15 protein-coding genes are annotated in these 20,713 nt (G+C 71.0%); 7 read left to right on the top strand and 8 right to left on the bottom strand.

Features of this window, described 5'->3' with window-relative positions:
* Positions 1–38: 38 nt before the first annotated feature.
* Positions 39–605, bottom strand: a complete 567-nt coding sequence (locus BJ992_RS21480) for a helix-turn-helix domain-containing protein (protein WP_184983785.1) — start codon at positions 603–605, stop codon at positions 39–41.
* Between the two features lie 399 nt (positions 606–1,004).
* On the opposite strand from BJ992_RS21480, the gene BJ992_RS21485 reads away from it, so the two are divergent.
* Entirely contained in the window at positions 1,005–1,487 is a 483-nt protein-coding gene (locus tag BJ992_RS21485; protein WP_221474918.1) for a helix-turn-helix domain-containing protein, read from the top strand.
* 13 nt (positions 1,488–1,500) lie between these two features.
* On the opposite strand, the gene BJ992_RS21490 is transcribed toward BJ992_RS21485, so the two are convergent.
* Positions 1,501–2,082, bottom strand: coding sequence for a TetR/AcrR family transcriptional regulator (locus BJ992_RS21490; RefSeq protein ID WP_343072790.1), 582 nt, complete (start codon positions 2,080–2,082; stop codon positions 1,501–1,503).
* A gap of 165 nt (positions 2,083–2,247) precedes the next feature.
* Here BJ992_RS21490 and BJ992_RS21495 point away from each other — a divergent pair, with 165 nt between their 5' ends.
* Positions 2,248–3,828, top strand: coding sequence for an MFS transporter (locus BJ992_RS21495; RefSeq protein ID WP_221474919.1), 1,581 nt, complete (start codon positions 2,248–2,250; stop codon positions 3,826–3,828).
* 4 nt (positions 3,829–3,832) lie between these two features.
* Here the strand turns inward: BJ992_RS21495 and BJ992_RS21500 are convergent, their stop codons facing one another.
* The 3 genes from BJ992_RS21500 to BJ992_RS21510 form a co-directional block, all read right to left on the bottom strand.
* Positions 3,833–4,702 (bottom strand): hypothetical protein, encoded by an 870-nt coding sequence (locus tag BJ992_RS21500; RefSeq protein WP_184983787.1) that lies wholly within the window; start codon positions 4,700–4,702, stop codon positions 3,833–3,835.
* Positions 4,703–4,769: 67 nt separating this feature from the next.
* Positions 4,770–5,183: a PH domain-containing protein gene (locus BJ992_RS21505; protein WP_184983789.1), complete on the bottom strand. Its 414-nt coding sequence runs from the start codon at positions 5,181–5,183 to the stop codon at positions 4,770–4,772.
* Positions 5,184–5,261: 78 nt separating this feature from the next.
* Entirely contained in the window at positions 5,262–6,914 is a 1,653-nt protein-coding gene (locus BJ992_RS21510) for a catalase (protein WP_184983791.1), read from the bottom strand.
* A gap of 281 nt (positions 6,915–7,195) precedes the next feature.
* Between BJ992_RS21510 and BJ992_RS21515 the strand changes: the two genes are divergently transcribed.
* Positions 7,196–7,723, top strand: a complete 528-nt coding sequence (locus tag BJ992_RS21515; protein WP_184983793.1) for an STAS domain-containing protein — start codon at positions 7,196–7,198, stop codon at positions 7,721–7,723.
* 24 nt (positions 7,724–7,747) lie between these two features.
* Here BJ992_RS21515 and BJ992_RS21520 read toward each other — a convergent pair whose 3' ends face one another.
* Both BJ992_RS21520 and BJ992_RS21525 read right to left on the bottom strand, forming a co-directional pair.
* The gene (locus BJ992_RS21520) at positions 7,748–8,170 is read right to left on the bottom strand and encodes a hypothetical protein (protein ID WP_184983794.1); all 423 of its coding nucleotides are present in this window, start codon (positions 8,168–8,170) and stop codon (positions 7,748–7,750) included.
* A gap of 57 nt (positions 8,171–8,227) precedes the next feature.
* Positions 8,228–10,246 (bottom strand): ATP-binding protein, encoded by a 2,019-nt coding sequence (locus BJ992_RS21525; protein ID WP_184983796.1) that lies wholly within the window; start codon positions 10,244–10,246, stop codon positions 8,228–8,230.
* Positions 10,247–10,995: 749 nt separating this feature from the next.
* Here BJ992_RS21525 and pulA point away from each other — a divergent pair.
* The 3 genes from pulA (at position 10,996) to BJ992_RS21540 (ending at position 19,157) form a co-directional block, all read left to right on the top strand.
* Positions 10,996–16,767, top strand: coding sequence for a pullulanase-type alpha-1,6-glucosidase (gene pulA / locus BJ992_RS21530; RefSeq protein WP_343072791.1), 5,772 nt, complete (start codon positions 10,996–10,998; stop codon positions 16,765–16,767).
* A gap of 102 nt (positions 16,768–16,869) precedes the next feature.
* Positions 16,870–18,612 carry a carbohydrate-binding module family 20 domain-containing protein gene (locus tag BJ992_RS21535; RefSeq protein WP_184983798.1) on the top strand — a complete coding sequence of 581 codons (1,743 nt, stop codon included), beginning with the start codon at positions 16,870–16,872 and terminating at the stop codon, positions 18,610–18,612.
* Positions 18,613–18,788: 176 nt separating this feature from the next.
* Complete coding sequence (locus BJ992_RS21540) at positions 18,789–19,157, top strand: group I truncated hemoglobin (protein ID WP_184983800.1); 369 nt, start codon at positions 18,789–18,791, stop codon at positions 19,155–19,157.
* Positions 19,158–19,187: 30 nt separating this feature from the next.
* On the opposite strand, the gene BJ992_RS21545 is transcribed toward BJ992_RS21540, so the two are convergent.
* Positions 19,188–20,186, bottom strand: a complete 999-nt coding sequence (locus BJ992_RS21545; RefSeq protein WP_221474920.1) for an endonuclease/exonuclease/phosphatase family protein — start codon at positions 20,184–20,186, stop codon at positions 19,188–19,190.
* Positions 20,187–20,326: 140 nt separating this feature from the next.
* Between BJ992_RS21545 and BJ992_RS21550 the strand changes: the two genes are divergently transcribed.
* Positions 20,327–20,614 (top strand): iron-sulfur cluster biosynthesis family protein, encoded by a 288-nt coding sequence (locus BJ992_RS21550; protein WP_184983802.1) that lies wholly within the window; start codon positions 20,327–20,329, stop codon positions 20,612–20,614.
* Positions 20,615–20,713 lie beyond the last annotated feature (99 nt).

Genomic DNA, 20,713 nt, shown 5'->3' on the forward strand with positions numbered 1-20,713 from the left:
AGGCTCCGATCGTGGGGGGCGGCCGACCGGCCGGGGAGCTACTGCTTCCGTGTTCCCCGGATCGGGAAACCATGCATGACGTACATGACGCGCTCGACCCCGGGAGGGGGCGACTGACGGGTCTGCCGCCAGCGCGTGCCGAGCATGGCGTACCGGTCGATCACGGCCTTCAGTTCGGCGTGCATGCGCGCGAGCTCGTCGCTGGTGAGGTCGACGGTGCCGTCGGTCATGAACGCCGCGTCGAGCCAGTCGCCGTCCCAGTCCTTCTCCTCGCTCGCGAACTCCTCGATGAACCTGACCTGCTCGCGGATCGCGCTGCCTTTCACCATGGAGGCGACCGCCGCGGCGTCGGGTGCGTCGAGCACGGTGGAGGCGTCCCACCCCACCCTCTTGCCGCTGAGCTGCCACCAGCGCTCGCGCCGGTCGCGCGCGTACTGCGGCACCTCCTCGATGAAGCCGTACTGGTGCAGCTGGTGGAGGTGGTAGCTGACCTGCGCGATCGGGGAGCTCACCGAGGCGGCGAGCTGGGACACCGACGCCGCTCCGGCGTTTCTGAGGCTGTAGTAGAGGCGGACGCGCATGGGGTGCGCGAAGGCTTTCAGCACGCTGACACCGTCACTTCCCTTGCTCGTCTCCCCGCGGCTCATGCGAGCCGCCGGAGCGGTGGCTGGATGTGCTCTTTCACAATGCTCAAGCCTAGGTCCACTACGATGCGTTACTCAAGCTTTCTTGTTCAATGTTTATTGTGCTGTTATATAGCAGTTTTGCAGCGCTCTCACCTGCATGAATGTAAGATCGCCGCGAGAGCTCCGGGTCGAGCAGCCCGTCGATCTCACCAAAAGTTGCGCAAGGACTCTTGCACAAGTCCGGTGTCATCTCAGATGATGGGCTTCACTGAGCGGTCTTACCGAGACGGTCAGAGGTCATCACGCGGACACCGGGGAGATCGCGGGACTCATCGGCCCGGGTGGCACCGGGCCGGGTCGGCCGGAAGGAGCACCGAGGTGAGCAGCAGTGAATTCCCACGATTACTCGTGCACCACCGGTCGCGGGCCGGCATGACCCAGCAACAATTGGCGGATCTCTCCACCATCAGCACCCGCGCGATCCGCGACATCGAAAAAGGCGAGACCTGTCACCCGAGAAAAGAAACCGTGCGCCTGCTCGCCGAGGCCCTCAGAATTCATGGCCACGAAAGAGACGTATTCGAGCGTTCCGCGCAGCGCGCCGCCGATTTCGGCGTCCTCGGCGACGGGCCTTTCCCGATTCCCTCCCCCGCCGGGCCCATGGACGGCGCCGACCCGAAGGTCGAGTACCGCACCGTCCCCCTCCGCTGCGCCACCACCTCCCCCGTCGACGACCAGTGGGGTGACACCCTGAGCCAGGAGGCCAGGTACGGCTGGCGCCTCGTCACCGTCGACCACGGGGTCGCCTTCATGGAGCGCCGCGTCACCGACGCCTACTCCGGCGGCGGCTTCACCGTCTGACCGCGCCGGCCCTTCAGCCGTTCCTCGGCCGCAGGCCGTCCATCGCGAGGTCGAGCAGGCGCTCGGCCTGGGGACGCTGCTCCGGTGCGCGCGTGGCGAGCGCGACGCCGACGACGCAGGCGAGCAGGTCGTCGGCGCGGACGTCGGCGCGGACACCGCCGTCGGCCACCCCGGCCGCGAGCAGGGACGACAGGGACGCCAGCATCATCTCGCGGCTGCGCTCGCAGGGGTTGCGGCCGGTGTCGACGACGGCGCGCAGCGCGTCGGCCATGCCGTGCTTGGCGCAGGCGTAGTCGATGTAGAGACCCATCCAGGCGCGGATGGCCGCACGCGGCGTCATGGTGGCGAGCAGCACGGGGGCCGCGTCGCACAGGCGCGCGAGCTCGTTGCGGTAGGCGGCCTCGACGAGGGCCTCCCTGGTGGGGAAGTTGCGGTACAGGGTGCCGGCGCCGACGCCGGCCTCCTTGGCGATCTGGTCGAGGTTGGCCTCCAGGCCCCTCTCGGCGAAGACCCGCACGGCGGCGGAGAGGATCTTGTCGCGGTTGCGCCGCGCGTCCGAGCGCAGCGGCCGGTCGGGGTCGAGAGCGTTGACCACGCGAGGCGCTCCTTCCGGGTGCAGGGGCCGATAAGGGTTTGCTAAGTGGAGGCGTGTCCACTTAGCATCGTAGAAGTGGAGGGTTCTCCACTTCCAGTTTAAATCGACCTCGCGCCTTCGCGGTGCCGTTTCGCGCGACCGCACGCCGGGGAAAGGACTGCACGCGTGTCAGCACACACCGACCGCACCGATGGCCACGAGACGCCGGAGGACCGGTCGCCGCCGAGACCCGTCAGCGACAGAGCCGTCGTCGCCACGCTCGCCGCCACCGGCCTGGTGTCGGCGTTCATGATGACCCTGGTCACACCGCTCGTCCCCGAGCTGCCGGCCATCCTCGGCGCGCGGCCGAGTGACGTGCAGTGGGTGCTCACCGTGACGCTGCTGGCCGCCGCCGTCTCCACCCCCATCGCCGGACGCCTCGGCGACCTCTACGGCAAGAAGCGTGTCGTCCTCATCCTGCTCGGGCTGGTCGGGCTGGGCTCGGTCATCGCGATGTTCTCGTCCTCGCTGATCCCGCTGGTCGTCGCGCGGGCCTTGCAGGGCACCGGCATCGGCGTCATCCCGGTCGGCCTCAGCATCCTGCGTGACACGCTGCACCGCGACCGGCTCAGCGGCGGGATCGCGCTGGTCAGCGCCACGCTCGGCGTCGGCGGAGCGGTCGGGCTGCCGTTGTCGGCCTACATCGCGCAGTACCTGGACTGGCACCTGCTCTTCGTGATGTCCGGCCTGCTGAGCGTCGCAGGCGCGCTGCTCGTGTGGCGGGTGGTCCCCTCCGGCGGGCCGCGCGACCACGGATCGTTCGACCTGATCGGCGCGCTCGGGCTCGCCGCCGGACTGGTGGCGCTGCTGCTCGGCGTGTCGGAGGGCAACACCTGGGGCTGGACGAGCCCCGCGACGCTCGGATGCCTCATCGGCGGCGTCGTCGTCTTCGCGATCTGGGGCCTTTACGAGCTGCGCGTCCCGAGTCCACTGATCGACCTGCGGGTGGCCGCGCGCCGGCCCGTGCTGTTCACCAACATCGCCTCGATCACCGTCGGCTTCGGCTTCTTCGGCACCGTGGTGATGTTCCCGCAGATCCTGGAGTCCCCCACCGGCACCGGTGTCGGCCTCGGCCAGAACATGCTGGTCGCCGGCCTGTGCCTCATGCCGTGCGGCCTGGTCATGTGGGCCACCTCGCCGTTCGCGGCACGTCTCACGAGGTCGCGCGGGCCGCGGGTGCCGCTGCTGATCGGCATCATCCTCATCGGGGTCACCTACGCCGTCAGTCTCGTGCTGATGACCGAGGTCTGGCACATGATCCTCACCTCGGTCCTCATCGGCTTCGGCGTCGGGTTCGCCTACGCCGCGATGCCGAACCTGATCATGAGTGCCGTTCCGGCCTCGGAGACCGCCGCGTCCAACGGCCTCAACGCCGTCATGCGGACCTTCGGCTCCACCGTCGCGAGCGCCGTGCTCGGCGCCGTGATGGCCGCGCACACCGTGACGTCCGGCACGGTCACCACGACCAGCGCCGCCGGTTTCCGCGTCACCTTCGTCATCAGTGCCGCCGTCACCGTCGTCGGCGCCGTGTTCACGCTGCTCATCCCCCGCCACCGGCCGCCGTACCGCGACGCGAGCGTCCCGGACGCCGGGGAGGTCCCCTCCGCCGCACCGGTGCGGCCCGCCGCGCGTGCCGCGCTGGTCACCTTCTCCCCCCGCCGCGCCGGCACGGGCCACCGCGGCAGGCACGCCACCGCCAGGCAGTAGCCCGTCACACCAGGTCGCGTGCCTCCTGCGCCTGGCGGCGGGCCTCGGCGGCGCGGCGCTCGGCGCGGGTGTGTTCCCGCTCGGCGGTCTCCAGGCGCCTGGTCAGGGACTCCTGTCGCGCCAGGGTCTCGCGCAGGCGCTCACGCAGGCGGCCGGCCTCCTCGGTGACCTCGGCGCACTCGCGGCGGGCCTCGTCCCGCTCGGCACTCCACTCCGCGAGCGCCTCGGCCGCGGCGTCCGCCTCCGCCTCCGCGGCCCTGGCGCGCTCCTCGCGTCGCCTCCTGCGGCGTTCCTCTTCCCTGGCGCGACGGTCCTCTTCGCGGGTACGGCGGTCCTCGGCGGAGGGCCGGGGCGCCTTGGCGGGGGTCTTCTTCTCCTGCCGCGGCTCAGGCGCGCGGGCCGGGGCCGCGGGGGCGAAGCCGACATGGCGGCGAGGCCGGGAGAGGTGGCCCGCGCGTACCTCGTCCGACACCACCGGGTCCATGGTGGCGGCGTACAGGGTGTCCTCGGCCTCCCGGGCCGCCGGCTCGCGCAGGGGACGACCGGCGGAGGCGGCGAGCGCGGACGCGGTGCGCATCAGCGCGGTGACCAGTCCGGCGCGCCGCTGGTCGAGCCCGGCCACCGGCTCCCCCGCCTCCCAGGCCGACCGCAGTCGCTCACCGAGGTCCAGCAGGTCATCCAGCTCGGGTGGAGAGGCACGGACCAGGTGGTTGACGGCCCAGGCCGAGACGGTGGGCCGGCGCAGGGCCGTGACCTGCTTGGCCAGCACGGGATCGCCGTCGCGCTTGGCCTCGGCGGCCAGACGGGTCCGCGCGGCGGTGAACTCCTCAGGCGCGAGGCCGTAGAGCTCGTCCGCCGCCGTCGCCAGGTCCACACCGGGTCTTTACCCACCCGGCCGCGCCACCGATCGCGCGCATACCCGCGTCCGGTGGGCCCGTGTGTCAGGTGGGTCTGAGGCGGAACAGTTCCTCGGCGACCGAGACGCAGGAGGCGCCGAGTTCGTGGGACGAGAAGGTGTGGAGGTTCTCCTCGGTCTCGATCTCCAGCATGTCCCAGCGCAGGCCGTAGCGCGCGTTGGGTTCCACCCTGATGCGGGTGACGTCGCGCCAGGGGACCAGGTGGCGGGCCTTGAGGCCGGTCACCACGGTCAGGCCGAGGTCGTCGGCGGCCAGGCGGACGGGGGCCAGGGTGTCGCGCACGGCGAAGCCGCCGAGCAGGACGGCGCCGCCGGCGCACAGCAGCATGCCGCGGCGGTCCACTGCCAGCAGCACCACGGCGATCACCGCGAACCCGGCCGCGCCGGCCCATTTGGCAAGGGTGAACTCACGCCGTACCCGCCACTGAACCTCACGCATGCGTGCACGCTACCGCCACACGCGGGCCCGCGACTCCCGCGTCCCGGCCCTGGCGGCGGGGACGCGGGTGGCGACGGCCTACGGCATGTACCTTTCGTCGGGGACGCAGTGCGTCATGGTGAGGCCGGTGACGTCCCTCGCCGGATTCTTGCCGAGGTTCGCCAGGCGGTCCAGCTCCTCGTCGTCGAGGATCTGGCCGGGAAGCGGCTCCAGGTGCGCGACGTCCTCGGGTGACAGGCCGATGCCTTCGCCGACGCGCAGGCCGAGGTCGTTCTCCACCATCAGGAAGTGCCAGACCATGCGCTCCTGGATGGGCCGGGGGCACTGCCGCAGCGCGTCGGTGAAGTTGAACACCAGGTCGTCGCGCTCCCACGGCTCCATCAGCAGGTAGCGCTGGCCGGCCTGCTTGTAGTCGTTGGTCCGCGGCAGGCGCTTGCGGGTGAGCCGGGCATTGATCACGGGGCCCTGCTCGTCGTGGCCGGGGGCGGGGGCCTCACGCGGGCCGCCGAGGATGGACGGCTCGTAGTTGACGTGCGGGGACTCCTCGGCGTTCCCCTGGTCGTAGGCCATGAAGCCGTCCCGCTGGTTGGTGCGGACGTCGGCGTTCTTGGCGCGGTTGACCGGCAGTTGCAGGTAGTTCGGCCCGACGCGGTACCGCTGGGTGTCGCTGTAGGAGAACGTGCGGCCCACCAGCATCTTGTCGTCGGAGAAGTCGAGCCCGTCGACCAGCACACCGGTGCCGAACGCGATCAGCTCGTTGTCGGTGAAGAAGTTGCTCACGTTGCTGTTGAGCACCATGCGTCCCACCAGCCGCGGCGGGAACTGCTCCTCCGGCCAGGTCTTGGTGTCGTCCAGCGGGTCGAAGTCCAGCTCCGGGTGCTCCTCGTCGCTCATGATCTGCACGACCAGCCGCCACTGCGGATGGTCGCCGCGCTCGATGGCCTCCTGCAGGTCCCTGGTGGCGTGCCCGAGATCCCCTGCCTGCACCTTGGCGGCGTCGGCCGCCGTCATGCTGCGGACGTTCTGCTCAGGCAGCCAGTGGTACTTCACCAGGTGGGTCTCGCCGCGCTCGTTCACCCACTTGTAGGTGTTGACGCCGAATCCCTGCATGTGCCGGTAGTCGGAGGGGATGCCGCGCGGGCTGAACAGGTTGACGAGCATGTGCATGCTCTCCGGCGTCTGCGACATGAAGTCGAAGATCCGGGCCGGTTCCTGCCGGAAGGTGACGGGGTCGGGCTTGAGCGCGTGGATGACGTCCGGGAACTTGATCGCGTCGCGGATGAAGAACACCCCGAGGTTGTTGCCGACCAGGTCCCAGTTGCCGTCCTCGGTGTAGAACTTGACGGCGAAGCCCCTCGGGTCGCGCGCGGCCTCGGAGGAGTCGCGTCCGCCGATCACCGTGGAGAAACGCACGGCGACGTCGGTGCGCTTGCCGGGGGTGGCGAACAGCTTGGCCCTGGTGTACCGGGAGATCGGTTCGTCGCCGAGCAGGCCGGTGGCCTCGAAATATCCGAAGGCGGTGATGCCACGCGCGTGCACGACCCGCTCGGGGACGCGCTCACGGTCGAAGTGGCTGATCTTCTCCAGGAAATGGTAGTTCTCCAGCGTCGCGGGGCCTCTGGCGCCGACAGTGCGCTGGTTCTGGTTGTCGTACACCGGGTGTCCCTGCCGGTCGGTCAGCACCGGTCGGTCGTCTCCCCGGCCGGCTCCGTTGTGCGGCGTCGCGGCCATGACGGTTCCTTCCTGCTTACTGGCTGATTGGTCATCCCCTGTCCGTTGATTGGTAGAAGTAACCCCAGAAAGGGGTCAGAAAGGTATATTTTCGGCCGTTGACACCTCTTCCGGACTTCCCCTGGTCACGACCGTCTGCGGACGGCCCGCGGCGGTCTTCGGCCGCCTTCCGCCGGCCCTCCACGGGAACCGACCCCGGTCAAGGCATCGAGAAAGCGTCAGGAACTGGTAGGAAGGGAGGCAACGCCTGCCGTGAAACCCGCAGGTCTGAGGGAGTGATCATGCAGCACGGGGCCGAGCCGCGACCGGGGCTCACCGTCTCATCGCACAAAAGAGACGACGTTATCGTCGTCAGCGCGGAGGGAGACCTCGACTACCGTTCCTCTTTCGCCCTACGGTCAGGGTTGACCACCGCCTGGGACGCACCAGGGGTGGACGCGCTCGTCCTCGACCTGACCGGGGTCGGCTTCTGCGACTCCGTCGGCCTCAGCGAGCTGATCAGCGTGCTGCGGCGCAGCCACGAGACCGGCGTGCCGCTCCGCGTCGCCGGTGTCCACGGCACGTTGCTGCGCATCCTGACGATCACCGGCCTGTACGGGTCGTTCGAGATGTACGACGATCTCGGCACCGCGCTCGGGCTTCCTCCTGGCAGCCTCGGCCCGGGTGGCGGCTCCGGTGGCGGCCCGGATGGCGGCTCGGTCACGCCGGCCGGTGAGACCGCCGACCGGCCCGCGCGCGACATCCCGCCGTCCGCCGTCGAGTGGCGTTCCCTGCCGCCGGACCCCGGAGACCTCGTCCCGGCGACCTGACGGCCGCCGGGCCTGGTGGTCGCCTCAGAACCGGACCTCGTACTCGGGGGAACGACGGCGGCCCGGCTGTCCCGGCTCGGCGACCGGTTCCACCTTGCGGATGTAGCCAGCGCCTTCCAGCAGGTCGAGAGCGGGGACCATCGCGGCGACCGTCTTGAAGCGGCGGGCCATGCGCCGGAACACGTCACGCCGGCGGAACCGCTCGGCTCCGATGCGCCGCAGGCAGTCGAGCAGCGCTCTGGCGTCCTCCGGCAGCGAGTCGTCCGAGCGCGCGGGCTGGAGGATCGGCCTGATCTGCATCCGGGAGGCGCTCTCGTTCCTGATCCTGGAGATCTCCAGGATCAGGTCGTCCAGATCGACCAGCATCCGGGTCGCGGCCCGGAAGCGCTCGAAGTCGTCCTGGATCGTCAGCAGGCGCTCGGTTTCCTCGCGCAAGGCGTCTCGCATGGGTGAATAATGTCATTTCTGGCAATTATGGCAACACCCCCGTGGGAGGACCTGCGTTCAGTCCTCGGTGCGAGCGGCGCCGTCGGTGCCGTCCGTGCCGGCGGGGACCGGTGACGGCGGCTCCAGTGCGTACGCGACGGCGGCCTCGACGTCCATGGCCCGGCCGCGCTGGAAGGCCGCGGTGAAGTCGTCCGCGCCGAGCGCGGAGCGGGCCAGATCCTCGGTCGCCTCGCGGACGTCGTCCGGCGGGGAGATCGACACGCGCAGCCCGAAGCTGAGCTCGATGAGCTCGCTCACGCCGAGCAGACGTGCCGCGCGTTCCATGTCCCGGCTCCTCGCCGCCGCCGCGGCGAGCGCGGAGACGGCCGTCGTCATTCCGAGGCTGTCACCGAGCAGGTGCTTGGCCCGCAGCGACGCGCGGAAGAACCGCGCCGCCGACGCCGCGTCCCCCTCCTCCAGCTCGATGAAGCCGCGCACCCAGTCCCCCGACGACCGCATCCAGATGTCCCCGAGCGAGTCGCACAGGGACCTGTGCCGGCGCAGCCGCGCCATGGCCTCCTCGCGGCGGCCGAGCCTGGCGAGCACGTACGCCTCCCCCACCAGGGCCGTGGCGAGCCCCGCGCCGAGGTCGCCGCCTTCCTCATGGGTCCGGCGGGCCCGCTCGTACATGCCGAGCGCCTCCGGCAGGTACCCCCAGCGCAGCCCCGTGGTGGCACAGCACGCCGTGGCCCAGCCCGCCGACGCGCGGTCCAGCACGGCGAAGGACCGCGACATGCACTCGGTGGCGAGGTCGTTGGCCTGGTCGAGGTCCCCCTGGACGTCGGCCAGCCAGGCCCCCACCCACAGCGCGCGGTTCACCCCCTCCCCCGGCGGCACGTCCGGCAGGTGCGACAGCGCAGCACTCAGATAGCGCCGGCCGTCGCAGACGAACCCGCAGGCGATCCAGAAGTACGCCAGCCGTGCCGCCATCTCGACCCCGCGCGCCTGCTCGGCGGGGTCGGCGAACGAGAAGTCGAGCGCGGCGCGCAGGTTCGGCAGCTCGCGGATCATGCGGTCGTGCCAGTCCATCTGCGACGGCCCGAACCACTCGCGGTCGAACCGCCGCGCGAGCGCCAGGTAGTGGTCGCGGTGCCGCCGCCGTGTCTCGCCTTCCAGCCCGAGCCGCCGCAGCCACTCACCGCCGTACTCACGCACCGTGTCCAGCATCCGGTACCGCACGACCCGGCCCGAAACCACCCTCTGCACGATCGACCGGTCCACCAGCCGCGACAGCACGTCCTCGGCCTCCGGCACCCCACCGGCCGCGGCCGGCCCCGCGCACACCGTTCGCGCCGCCGGCAGGTCGAAGTCCCCGGAGAAGACCGACAGGCGGGCCCACAGCATGCGTTCCTCGGGCTCGCACAGCTCATGGCTCCACCCGATCGCCATCCGCAGCGTCCGGTGCCGCCGCACCGGCGTGCGCGCGAACCCCGACAGCAGCGAGAACCGGTCGTCGATCCGCCCCATGATCTGGTCGAACGACATCGTGCGCAGCCGCGTGGCCGCGAGCTCGATGGCCAGCGGTATGCCGTCCAGCCTGCGGCACAGCAACGCGACCTCCGGCGTCGGCACGAACCCCGGCATCAGCCCGGCCGCACGGTCGGCGAACAACGTCACCGCCTCCGGCTGTCCCCCCGCGCTCCCGTCGGCCGATCCGTCGATCGGCAGCGGCTCGACCTGGTACGCCGACTCCCCCACGGCCCCGAGCACCCGCCGGCTGGTCACCATGACCCGTAGCCCAGGCGTCCCCGAGATCAACTCGTCCACCAGCGGCCCCGCGCTCTCCACCAGATGCTCACAGTTGTCGAGCACGAGCAGCGACCGCCGCACCCCTCCGGCCTCTCTCTCCCCGATCGCCGAACGGATCGCCTCCCTCAGCGACTCGGGCCTCCGCACCGAGGACAACTCCACCAACCGCACACCCCCGGGAAACCGCGCTCTGACCTCACGCACCACCCGAAGAGCAAGCCGCGTCTTCCCGACGCCACCCACCCCCGTCAGCGTGACCAGGCGCGATTCCTCAAGCGCACGCACCACATCGGCGACCTCCCGCCGCCGACCGACAAAACTCGTCGCCTCCACGGGCAGAAAGCCCGCACCCTCACCAGCAGGCACACTCCTCGCCGCCCTACGTCACCCGGCTTCGAATGTTCCGCAATAGTAAGTCACCGCACGTCCGAGGAAAAGATCCCAGATAATCGTTCGGATTCTTTCCGCATCGCGCACTCATCTCTGACCTCGCATGTGGACAGCCGATTTCGGCCGGTGTAAAACCGCGGACACGTCCACGGAGCAGGCATGTAACCGCGTAATCACGCACACCTCCCGGTCCTTCCCGGCACAGGAATTCCCGGCGGGGACCTTCCACTCCACACGTGACCCGATCACGTGCACGCGCGCACGGCCCACGTGAGCGGATCATCAGCCAACAACCGGCACCGGCCCGTTGTGAGATAAGGAATCCGTCCGGATAGGCGCGCCTTTCTTTCCCGGCCACGACCCCTTCTCGCGCGGCACGTCCCGGACCGGCCGCACACCATCAGCCCACCACCGGGGAGTGCGCATGGCCAGCGGCACAGGGGTGACCAGACAATCCGACAAAACCCCACAAATCACCCATATCCCACGCTTGCCGCCTTGCAGGAAATTTCTGAAAACCATTGCATAGGCTGCAAGATCTGAGTAACTTCCGGGCAACGCCTGTGAAATACGACATTGGAGGCCCTGTGATCCGGCCGTCCTGCTCATGGTCCGTCAGATGGTCGAGTGCGCGAGGACGGCGGGGAGTGGCGGCCCTGGTCGTGCTGCTGGCCGGGGTGGGACTGGCCGGTACGGGGCCGGGGGCCGTGGCGGAGGCCGAGGGTGGGAAGGCAGGGGTGGTCGCGCGGGAAGCGGTGGGGCCGCTGGTCTCGGGGACGCGGCGGGACTTCGAGGCGGGGGACATGGAGCTGGCGCGGGACGCGCCTCGGGGGGATCTGTCGCGGGAGCGGTTCTACTTCGTGATGACCGATCGGTTCGCCAACGGAGACGCCGGCAACGATCGGGGTGGGATGTCGGGGGATCGGCTGGTCACGGGGTTCGACCCGCAGGACAAGGGGTTCTACCAGGGTGGGGATCTGGCGGGGTTGATCTCGCGGCTCGACTACATCAAGGGAATGGGGTCGACGGCGATCTGGCTGACGCCGTCGTTCAGGAATCGTGCCGTTCAGGGGAGCGGGAACGACGTGTCGGCGGGGTACCACGGATACTGGATCACCGACTTCACCTCCATCGATCCGCATCTCGGGACGAACGCGGATATGAAGCGCCTGGTGCGGGAGGCGCACCGCAAGGGGATGAAGGTCTTCTTCGACATCATCACCAACCACACCGCCGACGTGGTCGACTACCGCGAGAAGACGTACACCTACCGGAGCAAGGGTGCCTATCCGTACGTCGACACCTCGGGACGGCCGTTCGACGACCGTGATTTCGCGGGGGGTGACCGGTTCCCCGAGGTGGACGCGGATTCTTTTCCTTACACGCCTGAGGCGCGTAAGGGGGTGAAGACGCCGGGGTGGCTGAACGATCCGACGATGTACCACAACCGGGGGAACTCGTCGTTCAGCGGGGGCGAGAACGACGAGTACGGGGATTTCTCGGGGCTCGACGATCTGTGGACCGAGCGGCCCGAGGTGGCCCGCGGGATGATCGACATCTACCGGACGTGGGTCAAGGAGACCGGGATCGACGGGTTCCGCATCGACACGGCCAAGCACGTCGACATGGGGTTCTGGCAGCGGTTCGCGCCGGCGCTCGACGGGTACGCGGCGAAGCTCGGCAACGACCGGTTCTTCATGTTCGGTGAGGTGTACTCCGGGGACCCGGCGGTGACCAGCAGGTACTCCACGCGGGGCCGGCTGGACGCGACACTCGACTTCCCGTTCCAGGAGGCGGCGCGGTCGTTCGCCGGCGGGACGGCGGGGGCCGACCGGCTGGCGCGGCTGTACGACGGCGACGACCGGCACACCAAGCCGGACGGGGGTGCGCAGTCGCTGCCGACGTTCCTCGGCAACCACGACATGGGCCGTATCGGCAGGTTCGTCACCCAGGACAGGCCGGGGGCCGCGGACGCGGAGCTGCTGCGGCGTGACCTGCTGGCGCACGAGCTGATGTACCTCACGCGGGGTCAGCCGGTGGTGTACTACGGCGACGAGCAGGGGTTCACCGGCAAGGGAGGCGACAAGGACGCCAGGCAGACGATGTTCGCGTCCCGTACGGCGAGTTATCTCACCGACGACCTGATCGGCACGGACGCCACGCACGCGCGGGACAACTACGTGACGACGCATCCCGTCTACCAGGGGGTCAAGGCGCTGGCCGCGCTGCGTGACGCGCATCCGGCGCTCGCCGACGGCGCGCAGGTGGAGCGGCTCGCCGAGGGTGGCCTGTACGCGTTCTCGCGGATCGGCGCGAAGGAGCGGGTCGAGTACGTCGTCGCCGTCAACAACGCCGCGACGGCCGCGACCGCGGACGTGCCGACGTACTCGGCCGGCCTGGGCTTCACCAGGGTGTACGGCGGCGGCGCTGCCTCGGTGACCTCGGCGCGGGACCGCACGGTGCGGCTGACGGTGCCGCCGCTGTCGGCGGTGGTCTACCGCGCGGCGGCGCCACTGGCCGCGCCGGCGCAGGGGCCGGCGGTGGCGGTGGTGCTGCCGGGGGCCGAGCTCGTGCCGCCGGCCGACGACCGGGTCCCGGTCGGGGCTACCGTCCCCGGTGCCGGGTTCGACCAGGTGACGTTCGCCGTGAGGATCGGCGAGGGTGCGTGGAAGGTGCTCGGCACCGACGACGCGCCGTCCCTGGTGGACGGCCGGCGGCTGTTCCGCGTGTACCACGACCTCGACGGGCTGGCCCCCGGCACCAAGGTCACCTACAAGGCGGTGGTGAAGGACTCCGCGGGCCGGATCGCCTCGGCGTCCGCCGGCGCGACGGTCGGGAAGCCGGAGGATCCGCCGGCGCCTGGCGCGGTCACGCGGGACTGGTTGGTGGTGCACTACAAGCGCGACGCGTACGACGGCTGGGGCCTGCACGTGTGGGGGGACGTCGAGAACCCCACCGCGTGGGACGCGCCGGTGCCGTTCGACGGCGAGGACGCCTACGGCCGGTTCGCCTGGATCAAGCTGAAGCCCGGCGCCACCAGTGTCGGGATCATCGCGCACAAGGGGGACGAGAAGGACGGCGGCGACCGGCTGATCGACCCCGCGCGGAACGGCGAGGTCTGGCTGGCGGAGGGAAAGCCGGACACCTTCACCTCTCGCGCCGCCGCGCAGGGCTTCGCCACGATCCGCTACCACCGGCCCGACGGCCGGTACGACGGCTGGGGGCTGCACCTGTGGGGTGACGCGATCGCCGACGGCGCCGGCACCGACTGGGCCGCGCCGCGCGTGCCGGACGGCACCGACTCCTACGGCGCGTTCTGGCACGTCCCGTTGAAGGACCCGGCCGCGCCGCTGAACTTCATCGTGCACAAGGGTGACGCCAAGGACCCCGGCCCCGACCAGTCGTTCGTGCCGGCCACCCGGCCCGAGGCGTACGTGAACTCGCAGGACGCGACGATCCACCCGACGCGGGCCGCGGCGGAGAACGTCGCGGTGCTGCATTACCGCCGCGCGGACGGGAACCACGACGGCTGGGGGCTGCACGTCTGGAGCGGCGCGGCGAACCCCACCGAGTGGGCCACCCCGATCCGGCCGGCGGGGAGCGACCGCTTCGGGGTGTACTTCCGGGTGCCGCTCGCCGAGGGGGCGACCAGCCTGAGCTACATCATCCACAAGGGTGACGACAAGGACCTGCCGGACGACCAGTCGCTGGACCTCGCGGCCACCGGCGGCGAGGTGTGGCTGCTCGCGGCCACCCCGGGCCACCTGCTGCCGCAGCCTCCCGCGCGGGGTGCGGACGCCGACCTGTCGAAAGCCCGCGCGCACTGGATCGACCGGAACACCGTCGCCTGGGACGTCAAGCCGTCCGCCTCGTCGGCGTACGCGCTGGCGTTCTCCCCCAAGGGGGACATCGCGTACGCCGGCGGCGACCTCACCGGTGACATCCACCTGGTCCGCCTCACCCCCGGCGCCGGCCTGAGCGACGCGCAGAAGGCCAAGTGGCCGCACCTGGCCGCCTACAGCACGTTCACCGTGGACTCCAGAGACGCCGACCTGGTGCGCACCGCCTTGCGCGGCCAGGTGGTGGCGCTGGAACGGAGCGCCGCGGGGGTTCTGCTCACCGCGACCGGCGTGCAGATCCCCGGTGTCCTCGACGACCTGTACGCCGCGGCCACCGGGGCCGCGCTCGGGCCGGTCTGGTCGTCCGGCACGCCGCGGGTGTCGGTGTGGGCCCCGACGGCGGCCAAGGTCGAGCTGGCCCTGTACCGCGACCCGCGCGGCGGTCCCCGTACCGTGCACGAGATGCGGCGCGACGACGCGACCGGCGTGTGGTCGGTGCGCGGCGCGGCGTCGTGGCGGGACCGCTACTACGCCTTCCTGGTCACGGTGTACGCGCCGGCGGCCCGCGGTGTGGTCGTCAACGAGGTGACCGACCCCTACAGCGTGTCCCTGGCGGCCGACTCGGCGCGCAGCCAGCTCGCCGACCTGTCCGACCGCGCGCTGCGGCCCGCCGGGTGGGCCTCGCTGCGCAAACCGCCGGCGGTGCCGCAAGGCAGAGCGTCGGTGTACGAGCTGCACGTGCGGGACTTCTCCGCCTCGGACGCCACGGTGCCGGCGGCCAGGCGCGGCACGTACGCGGCGTTCACCGGAGACTCGGCCGGCATGAAGGAGCTCAAGGCCCTCGCCGCCGACGGCCTCACCCATGTGCATCTGCTGCCGGCGTTCGACATCGGCAGCGTGCCGGAGCGGCGCGCCGACCGTACCGAACCGGACTGCGACCTCGCCGCCATGCCGGCCGACTCCGAGCAGCAGCAGGCCTGCGTGGCGCGCACCGCCGCCAAGGACTCGTTCAACTGGGGTTACGACCCGGTGCACTACACCGTGCCTGAGGGTTCCTACGCCTCCGACCCCGACGGCACGCGCCGTATCGGCGAGTTCCGCGAGATGGTGGCCGGTCTGAACGGCGCGGGGCTGCGTGTGGTGATGGACGTGGTCTACAACCACACCTACGCCGCCGGCCAGGACCCCAAATCGGTGCTGGACCGCGTCGTGCCGGGCTACTACCACCGGTTGCTGGAGGACGGCACCCTCGCCACGTCGACCTGCTGCGCGAACACCGCGCCTGAGCACGCCATGATGGGGAAACTCGTCGTCGACTCGGTGGTCACCTGGGCCAAGGAGCACAAGGTGGACGGCTTCCGCTTCGACCTGATGGGCCACCACCCGAAGGCGAACATGGTGGCGGTGCGGGCCGCGCTGGACAAGCTGACGCTCGCCAAGGACGGCGTGGACGGCAAGGCGATCGTCCTGTACGGCGAGGGCTGGAACTTCGGCGAGGTGGCGGACGGCGCGCGGTTCCCGCAGGCCACGCAGGCGAACATGGCCGGGACCGGCATCGGCACGTTCAACGACCGGCTGCGGGACGCGGTGCGCGGCGGCGGCCCGTTCGACGCCGACCCCCGCGTGCAGGGCTTCGGCTCCGGTCTCGCCGGGACCCCCAACGGCTCCCCCGCCAACGGCGACGCGGCTCAGCAGGCCACGCGGCTGCGCCACTACGAGGACCTGATCAAGGTGGGACTCGCGGGGAACCTCAAGGACTACCGGTTCACCGGGTCCTCGGGGCAGGAGGTGACCGGCGCGCAGGTCGACTACAACGGCTCCCCCGCCGGGTACACCGCGGCGCCGGGTGAGGCGGTGACGTACGTCGACGCGCACGACAACGAGACGCTGTTCGACGCGCTCGCCTACAAGTTGCCGCCGTCCACCCCGATGGCAGAGCGGGTGCGCATGCAGTCGCTGTCGCTGGCGGCGTCGGTGCTGTCCCAGGGGACCGCGTTCTGGCACGCCGGCAGCGAGCGGCTGCGGTCCAAGTCGCTGGACCGCAACTCCTACGACTCCGGTGACTGGTTCAACCGGTTGCTGTGGGACTGCGCGGCCGGCAACGGCTTCGGCGGCGGCCTGCCACCGGCCGGGGACAACGCGTCCAAGTGGCCGTACGCGCGGCCGCTGCTGGCCGACCCGGCGCTGCGGCCGGACTGCGCGGCGATCGGTGCGGCCCGCGCGCAGTCCGGGGACCTGCTGCGGGTACGCGCGTCCTCGCCGGCCTTCGGCGGGCTCGGGTCCCTGGCCGAGGTGCAGCGGCGGCTGACGTTCCCCGTGCAGTCCGGTGACCCCGGCCTGATCGCCATGCACCTGGACACCGCCGGCGTGGACCCCAGGTGGAAGTCGATCACGGTGGTGTTCAACGCGACCCCCGGTGAGCGTACGGCGTCGGTGCCGGCGCTGCGCGGCGCGACGGCGGCGCTGCACCCGGCGCAGGCGGCAGGCCGCGACCCGGTGGTCAAGCGGTCGGCGTTCGACGCCGCGACCGGCGCGATCACCGTGCCGGCCCGCACGGTCGCGGTGTTCGTCCGGAGCTAGCGGCGCAAGACGTCCCCTCCCGTCCCCGGAGGGACGCCGGGCCGGGTGTCGCCGCACCCGGCCCGGCGGGGAACCCGTCCATCGAGCCTGGAGGCCCCCCGCGTGAGATCCCGCACATCACCCCGATCACGTCCTCGTCCCCTTGCCGCGCCGGCCGCGCTGGTCGCGTGCCTCGCGGCCCTGCTCACCGTGCCGCAGCCGGCGCAGGCCGCGCCACCCGGCACCAAGGACGTCATCGCCAACCTGTTCACCTGGAACTGGCCGTCGGTGGCCGCCGAGTGCACGAACGTGCTCGGCCCCGCCGGGTACGGCGGCGTGCAGGTGTCCCCGCCGCAGGACTCGCTGAAGCGCTCCGGCACGCACTCGTGGTGGGAGCTGTACCAGCCAGCCGCGTACGACGTGAACGGTCGGCTCGGCACGCGCGCGCAGTTCGCCTCGATGGTGCAGGCGTGCCACACCGCCGGGATCAAGGTGTACGCCGACGCCGTCGTCAACCACATGACCGGTCAGGGCTCGGTGTCGTACGGCGGCAGGAGCTTCACCAAGTACACCTACCCCGGCACGTACTCGGGGGCCGACTTCCACTACTACCCCGCCGCGTGCGGCAACTCCGACAACCTGATCCACGGCGGCGACTACACCGGCAACGCCGCGAATGTGCAGCGGTGCGAGCTGGTCGGGCTGGCCGACCTGGACACCGGGGCCGAGTACGTGCGGTCCCGCATCGCCGCCTACCTCAACGACCTGACGTCCCTCGGGGTGGACGGCTTCCGGGTGGACGCGGTCAAGCACATGAGTCCCACCGACCTGTCGTCGATCTACGGCAGGCTGACCGGCTCGCCGTACATCTTCCAGGAGGTCATCTACGGCGCCGGTGAGGCCGTGCAGCCGAGCCAGTACACCGGGCTCGCCGACGTGCTGGACTTCCAGTACGGCCGCTACCTCAAGGAGAAGTTCTCCGGATCGATCTCCGACCTGCAGACCTTCGGCGCCACATGGGGAGGCATGCAGCCGAGCGCCAAAGCCGTCACGTTCGTCACCAACCACGACACCGAGCGCGACGGCTCCACCCTCACCTACAAGGACGGCGCGACCTACACCCTGGCGAACATCTTCCAGCTCGCCTGGACGCACGGCGCGCCGCAGATCTACGACGGCTTCACGTTCACCGACAACGACGCCTCGCCGCCGTCGGACGGCAACGGGTACGTCACCGCGGCGAACTGCTCGTCGGGGTGGACGTGCCTGCACCGCGACGCGGCGGTCACCGCCATGGTCGGCTTCCGCAACGCGGTGCGCGGCACCTCTGTGACGAACTGGAGCGCGCCGGACACCGACGTCATCGCGTTCGGCCGCGGGTCCGCCGGATGGGTCGCGATCAACAACGGCGGCGGCCCGCACACCGGTACGTTCCCCACGGGCCTGCCTGCCGGGACGTACACCGACCTGATCGGCGGCGGCGCGGTGACCGTCGCCGCCGGCGGGACCGCCACCGTGACCGTACCGGCCAAAAGTGCGGTGGCCATCAGGGTCGGCGGCCCGCCGCCGGCGGCGTCGGTCGCGACGTCGTTCGGTGTGGACGCCACGACGTACTGGGGCCAGAACGTCTTCGTGGTCGGCGATGTGGCGGCGCTCGGCGCGTGGAGCCCGGCGGCGGCGGTGCCGCTGTCGTCGGCGGCCTACCCGGTGTGGCGCGGCACGGTGAACCTGCCGGCCGGCACGGCGATCCAGTACAAGTACATCAAGAAGAACCCCGACGGCTCGGTGACCTGGGAGAGCGACCCGAACCGTTCCTTCACGACCCCCGCCTCCGGCGCCGCGACCAGGAACGACACCTGGCGCTGACCGTCACCGCACCGGCCGTGCGCGTCCCGCGGCGCGGCCGGTGCCGTCATTACGGCCGTGTCGATCGGGTGAGAGGCCGGACACGGCGAATTTCCGCCGGGACATGGGGCTGAAACGCGCTCGTGTGATTCTCCTGACAGAAGTCATCGCCGACGAGTCACGGAGGGTGATCCCAGATGGCGTCCATATACGACCAGGTTGGCGGGGCCGCGGCGGTATCCGCCGTCGTCGACGAGTTCTACTCGCGCGTGCTGGCCGACCCCACGCTCGCCGGCTACTTCGCCGAGATCGACGTGACGAAGCTGAAGGCCCACCAGCGCGGCTTCGTGGCCGCCGCGCTCGGCGGTCCGCAGGAGTACCGCGGCCGGACGATGGGTGAGGCGCACGCCGGCCTCGGCATCACCACGGACGCCTTCGACAGCGTGGTCACCCACCTCGCCGGCGCGCTGGCGCACCTCGGGGTGCCGGACGAGACGATCCTCGGCATCGCGGGGACGCTCATGCCGCTGAAGGAGCAGATCACCGGCGGCCAGGCCGCGGCCTGACGCACGGAGCACCCCAAGGCCTCCGGCGCGTCACAACCGCAGCCGCGCGTACAGCGGCGCGTGGTCGGAGTCGGTGGCGTTCCTGCGCGGGCCGGGGTCCTCGGTGACCGACGGCAGGCCGTGGCCGACGACCGAGCGCATCTCGTCGACCTTGTCGAGCAAGGCCCTGCTCACCAGGATGTGATCGATCAGCTCACCGCGGCCGTTGTGCACCCGCGAGAAGCGCTCCCCCTCGGGGAGCAGCGAGTACAGGTTCCACAGCCGCCACGGGTCGCCGCGGTCGGGCCGGAACGCGCCGGGGGTGCCGAGCTCGGAGCCCGGCGGGCCGAGGACGATCTGCGTGGTGGCGGCCTGCGGCTCGTCGTTGAAGTCGCCGCACACGACCACCGGCCGATGCTGCCCCTCGCCGCCGGTCAGCCGGTCGGCGACGCCGCGCAGGGTCGTGGCCTCGGCGGCACGCCGGTACAGCGCGTAGGCGCCGTACCTGGCGCGTTCCCCCTCGTCGCGTGGCTGGAACCGGCCGCCGGGGAAGCTCAGCAGCTTGGACTTCAGGTGGACCACGACGACGTCCAGGGTGACGCCGGGGGCCGGTTCGGTGCGTACGGCCAGCATGCCGCGGCTGGTCTGGCCGGTCAGCGGCCCGGTGTCGGCGGTCTGCACGGCGGCGAGCGGCGCGGTGAACGCCGTGACGTCCGCCTGCGCGGCGAGGGGGAGCCGGCTGATCACCCCGACCCTGATGCCGCGCGCGTCGGGGTGGCCCGACAGCACCGTGTGCCACTCGCCGCCGAGCTCGGCCACCAGGTCGGCGAGCGCTTCGGGCTGTCCGACCTCCTGCACACCGAGCACATCGGGGGCGAACCCGTTGATCGTGGCGGCCATCGCGGCCAGCTTGGCCCGGTAGTCCTGCTCGCCGACCGGCCCGAACTCACCGCCGGGCCGGTAGAGGTTCTCCAGGTTCCATGTGCCGACGACGACCATCGACCGCTCCCACCCCTCGTGCGGGCCGCCGTCGTGGCCCGCTGTGACCACTATTCAGCACCGCGTGGCCACCGTTCCAGCTTTTCCCTCTTTTAGCGTGGATCGATCTTTATGTGGGTTTATCGGCTGAAGGAACGGCTAGGGCGGGACTAGACCGGACGAACCCAAACCCAACCCAGCGAGGAGACGTAATGCTCACGCTGACCGATACCGCCGCCAAGGTGATCCGCGACCTGAACGCGCAGGCCGACGAGCCCGGCGAGAGGGGCATCCGCATCTCGTCGCAGGACGAGGACGCCGGTTCGCTGATGCTGTCCGTGGCCGAAGGGCCGGAGAGCAGCGACAAGGTCGTCGAGAGCGCGGGGGCCAGGGTCTACCTCGACCCGGTCGCCGCGAGCGTCCTCGACGACAAGTCGCTCGACGCCGACGTGGACGACCAGGGCGGCGTCTCCTTCCACGTCGCCAACCAGATCGTCTGACGGCCGCCGGGCCCGCGTCCCGCACACGGGACGAGGGCCGTCAGCCCGGCCGCACGGCCGGGGTCCGCAGCGAGGCGTCCGCCGGGAGCCCGGTGGCGG

Source organism: Sphaerisporangium rubeum, assembly GCF_014207705.1.
Classification (GTDB): domain Bacteria; phylum Actinomycetota; class Actinomycetes; order Streptosporangiales; family Streptosporangiaceae; genus Sphaerisporangium; species Sphaerisporangium rubeum.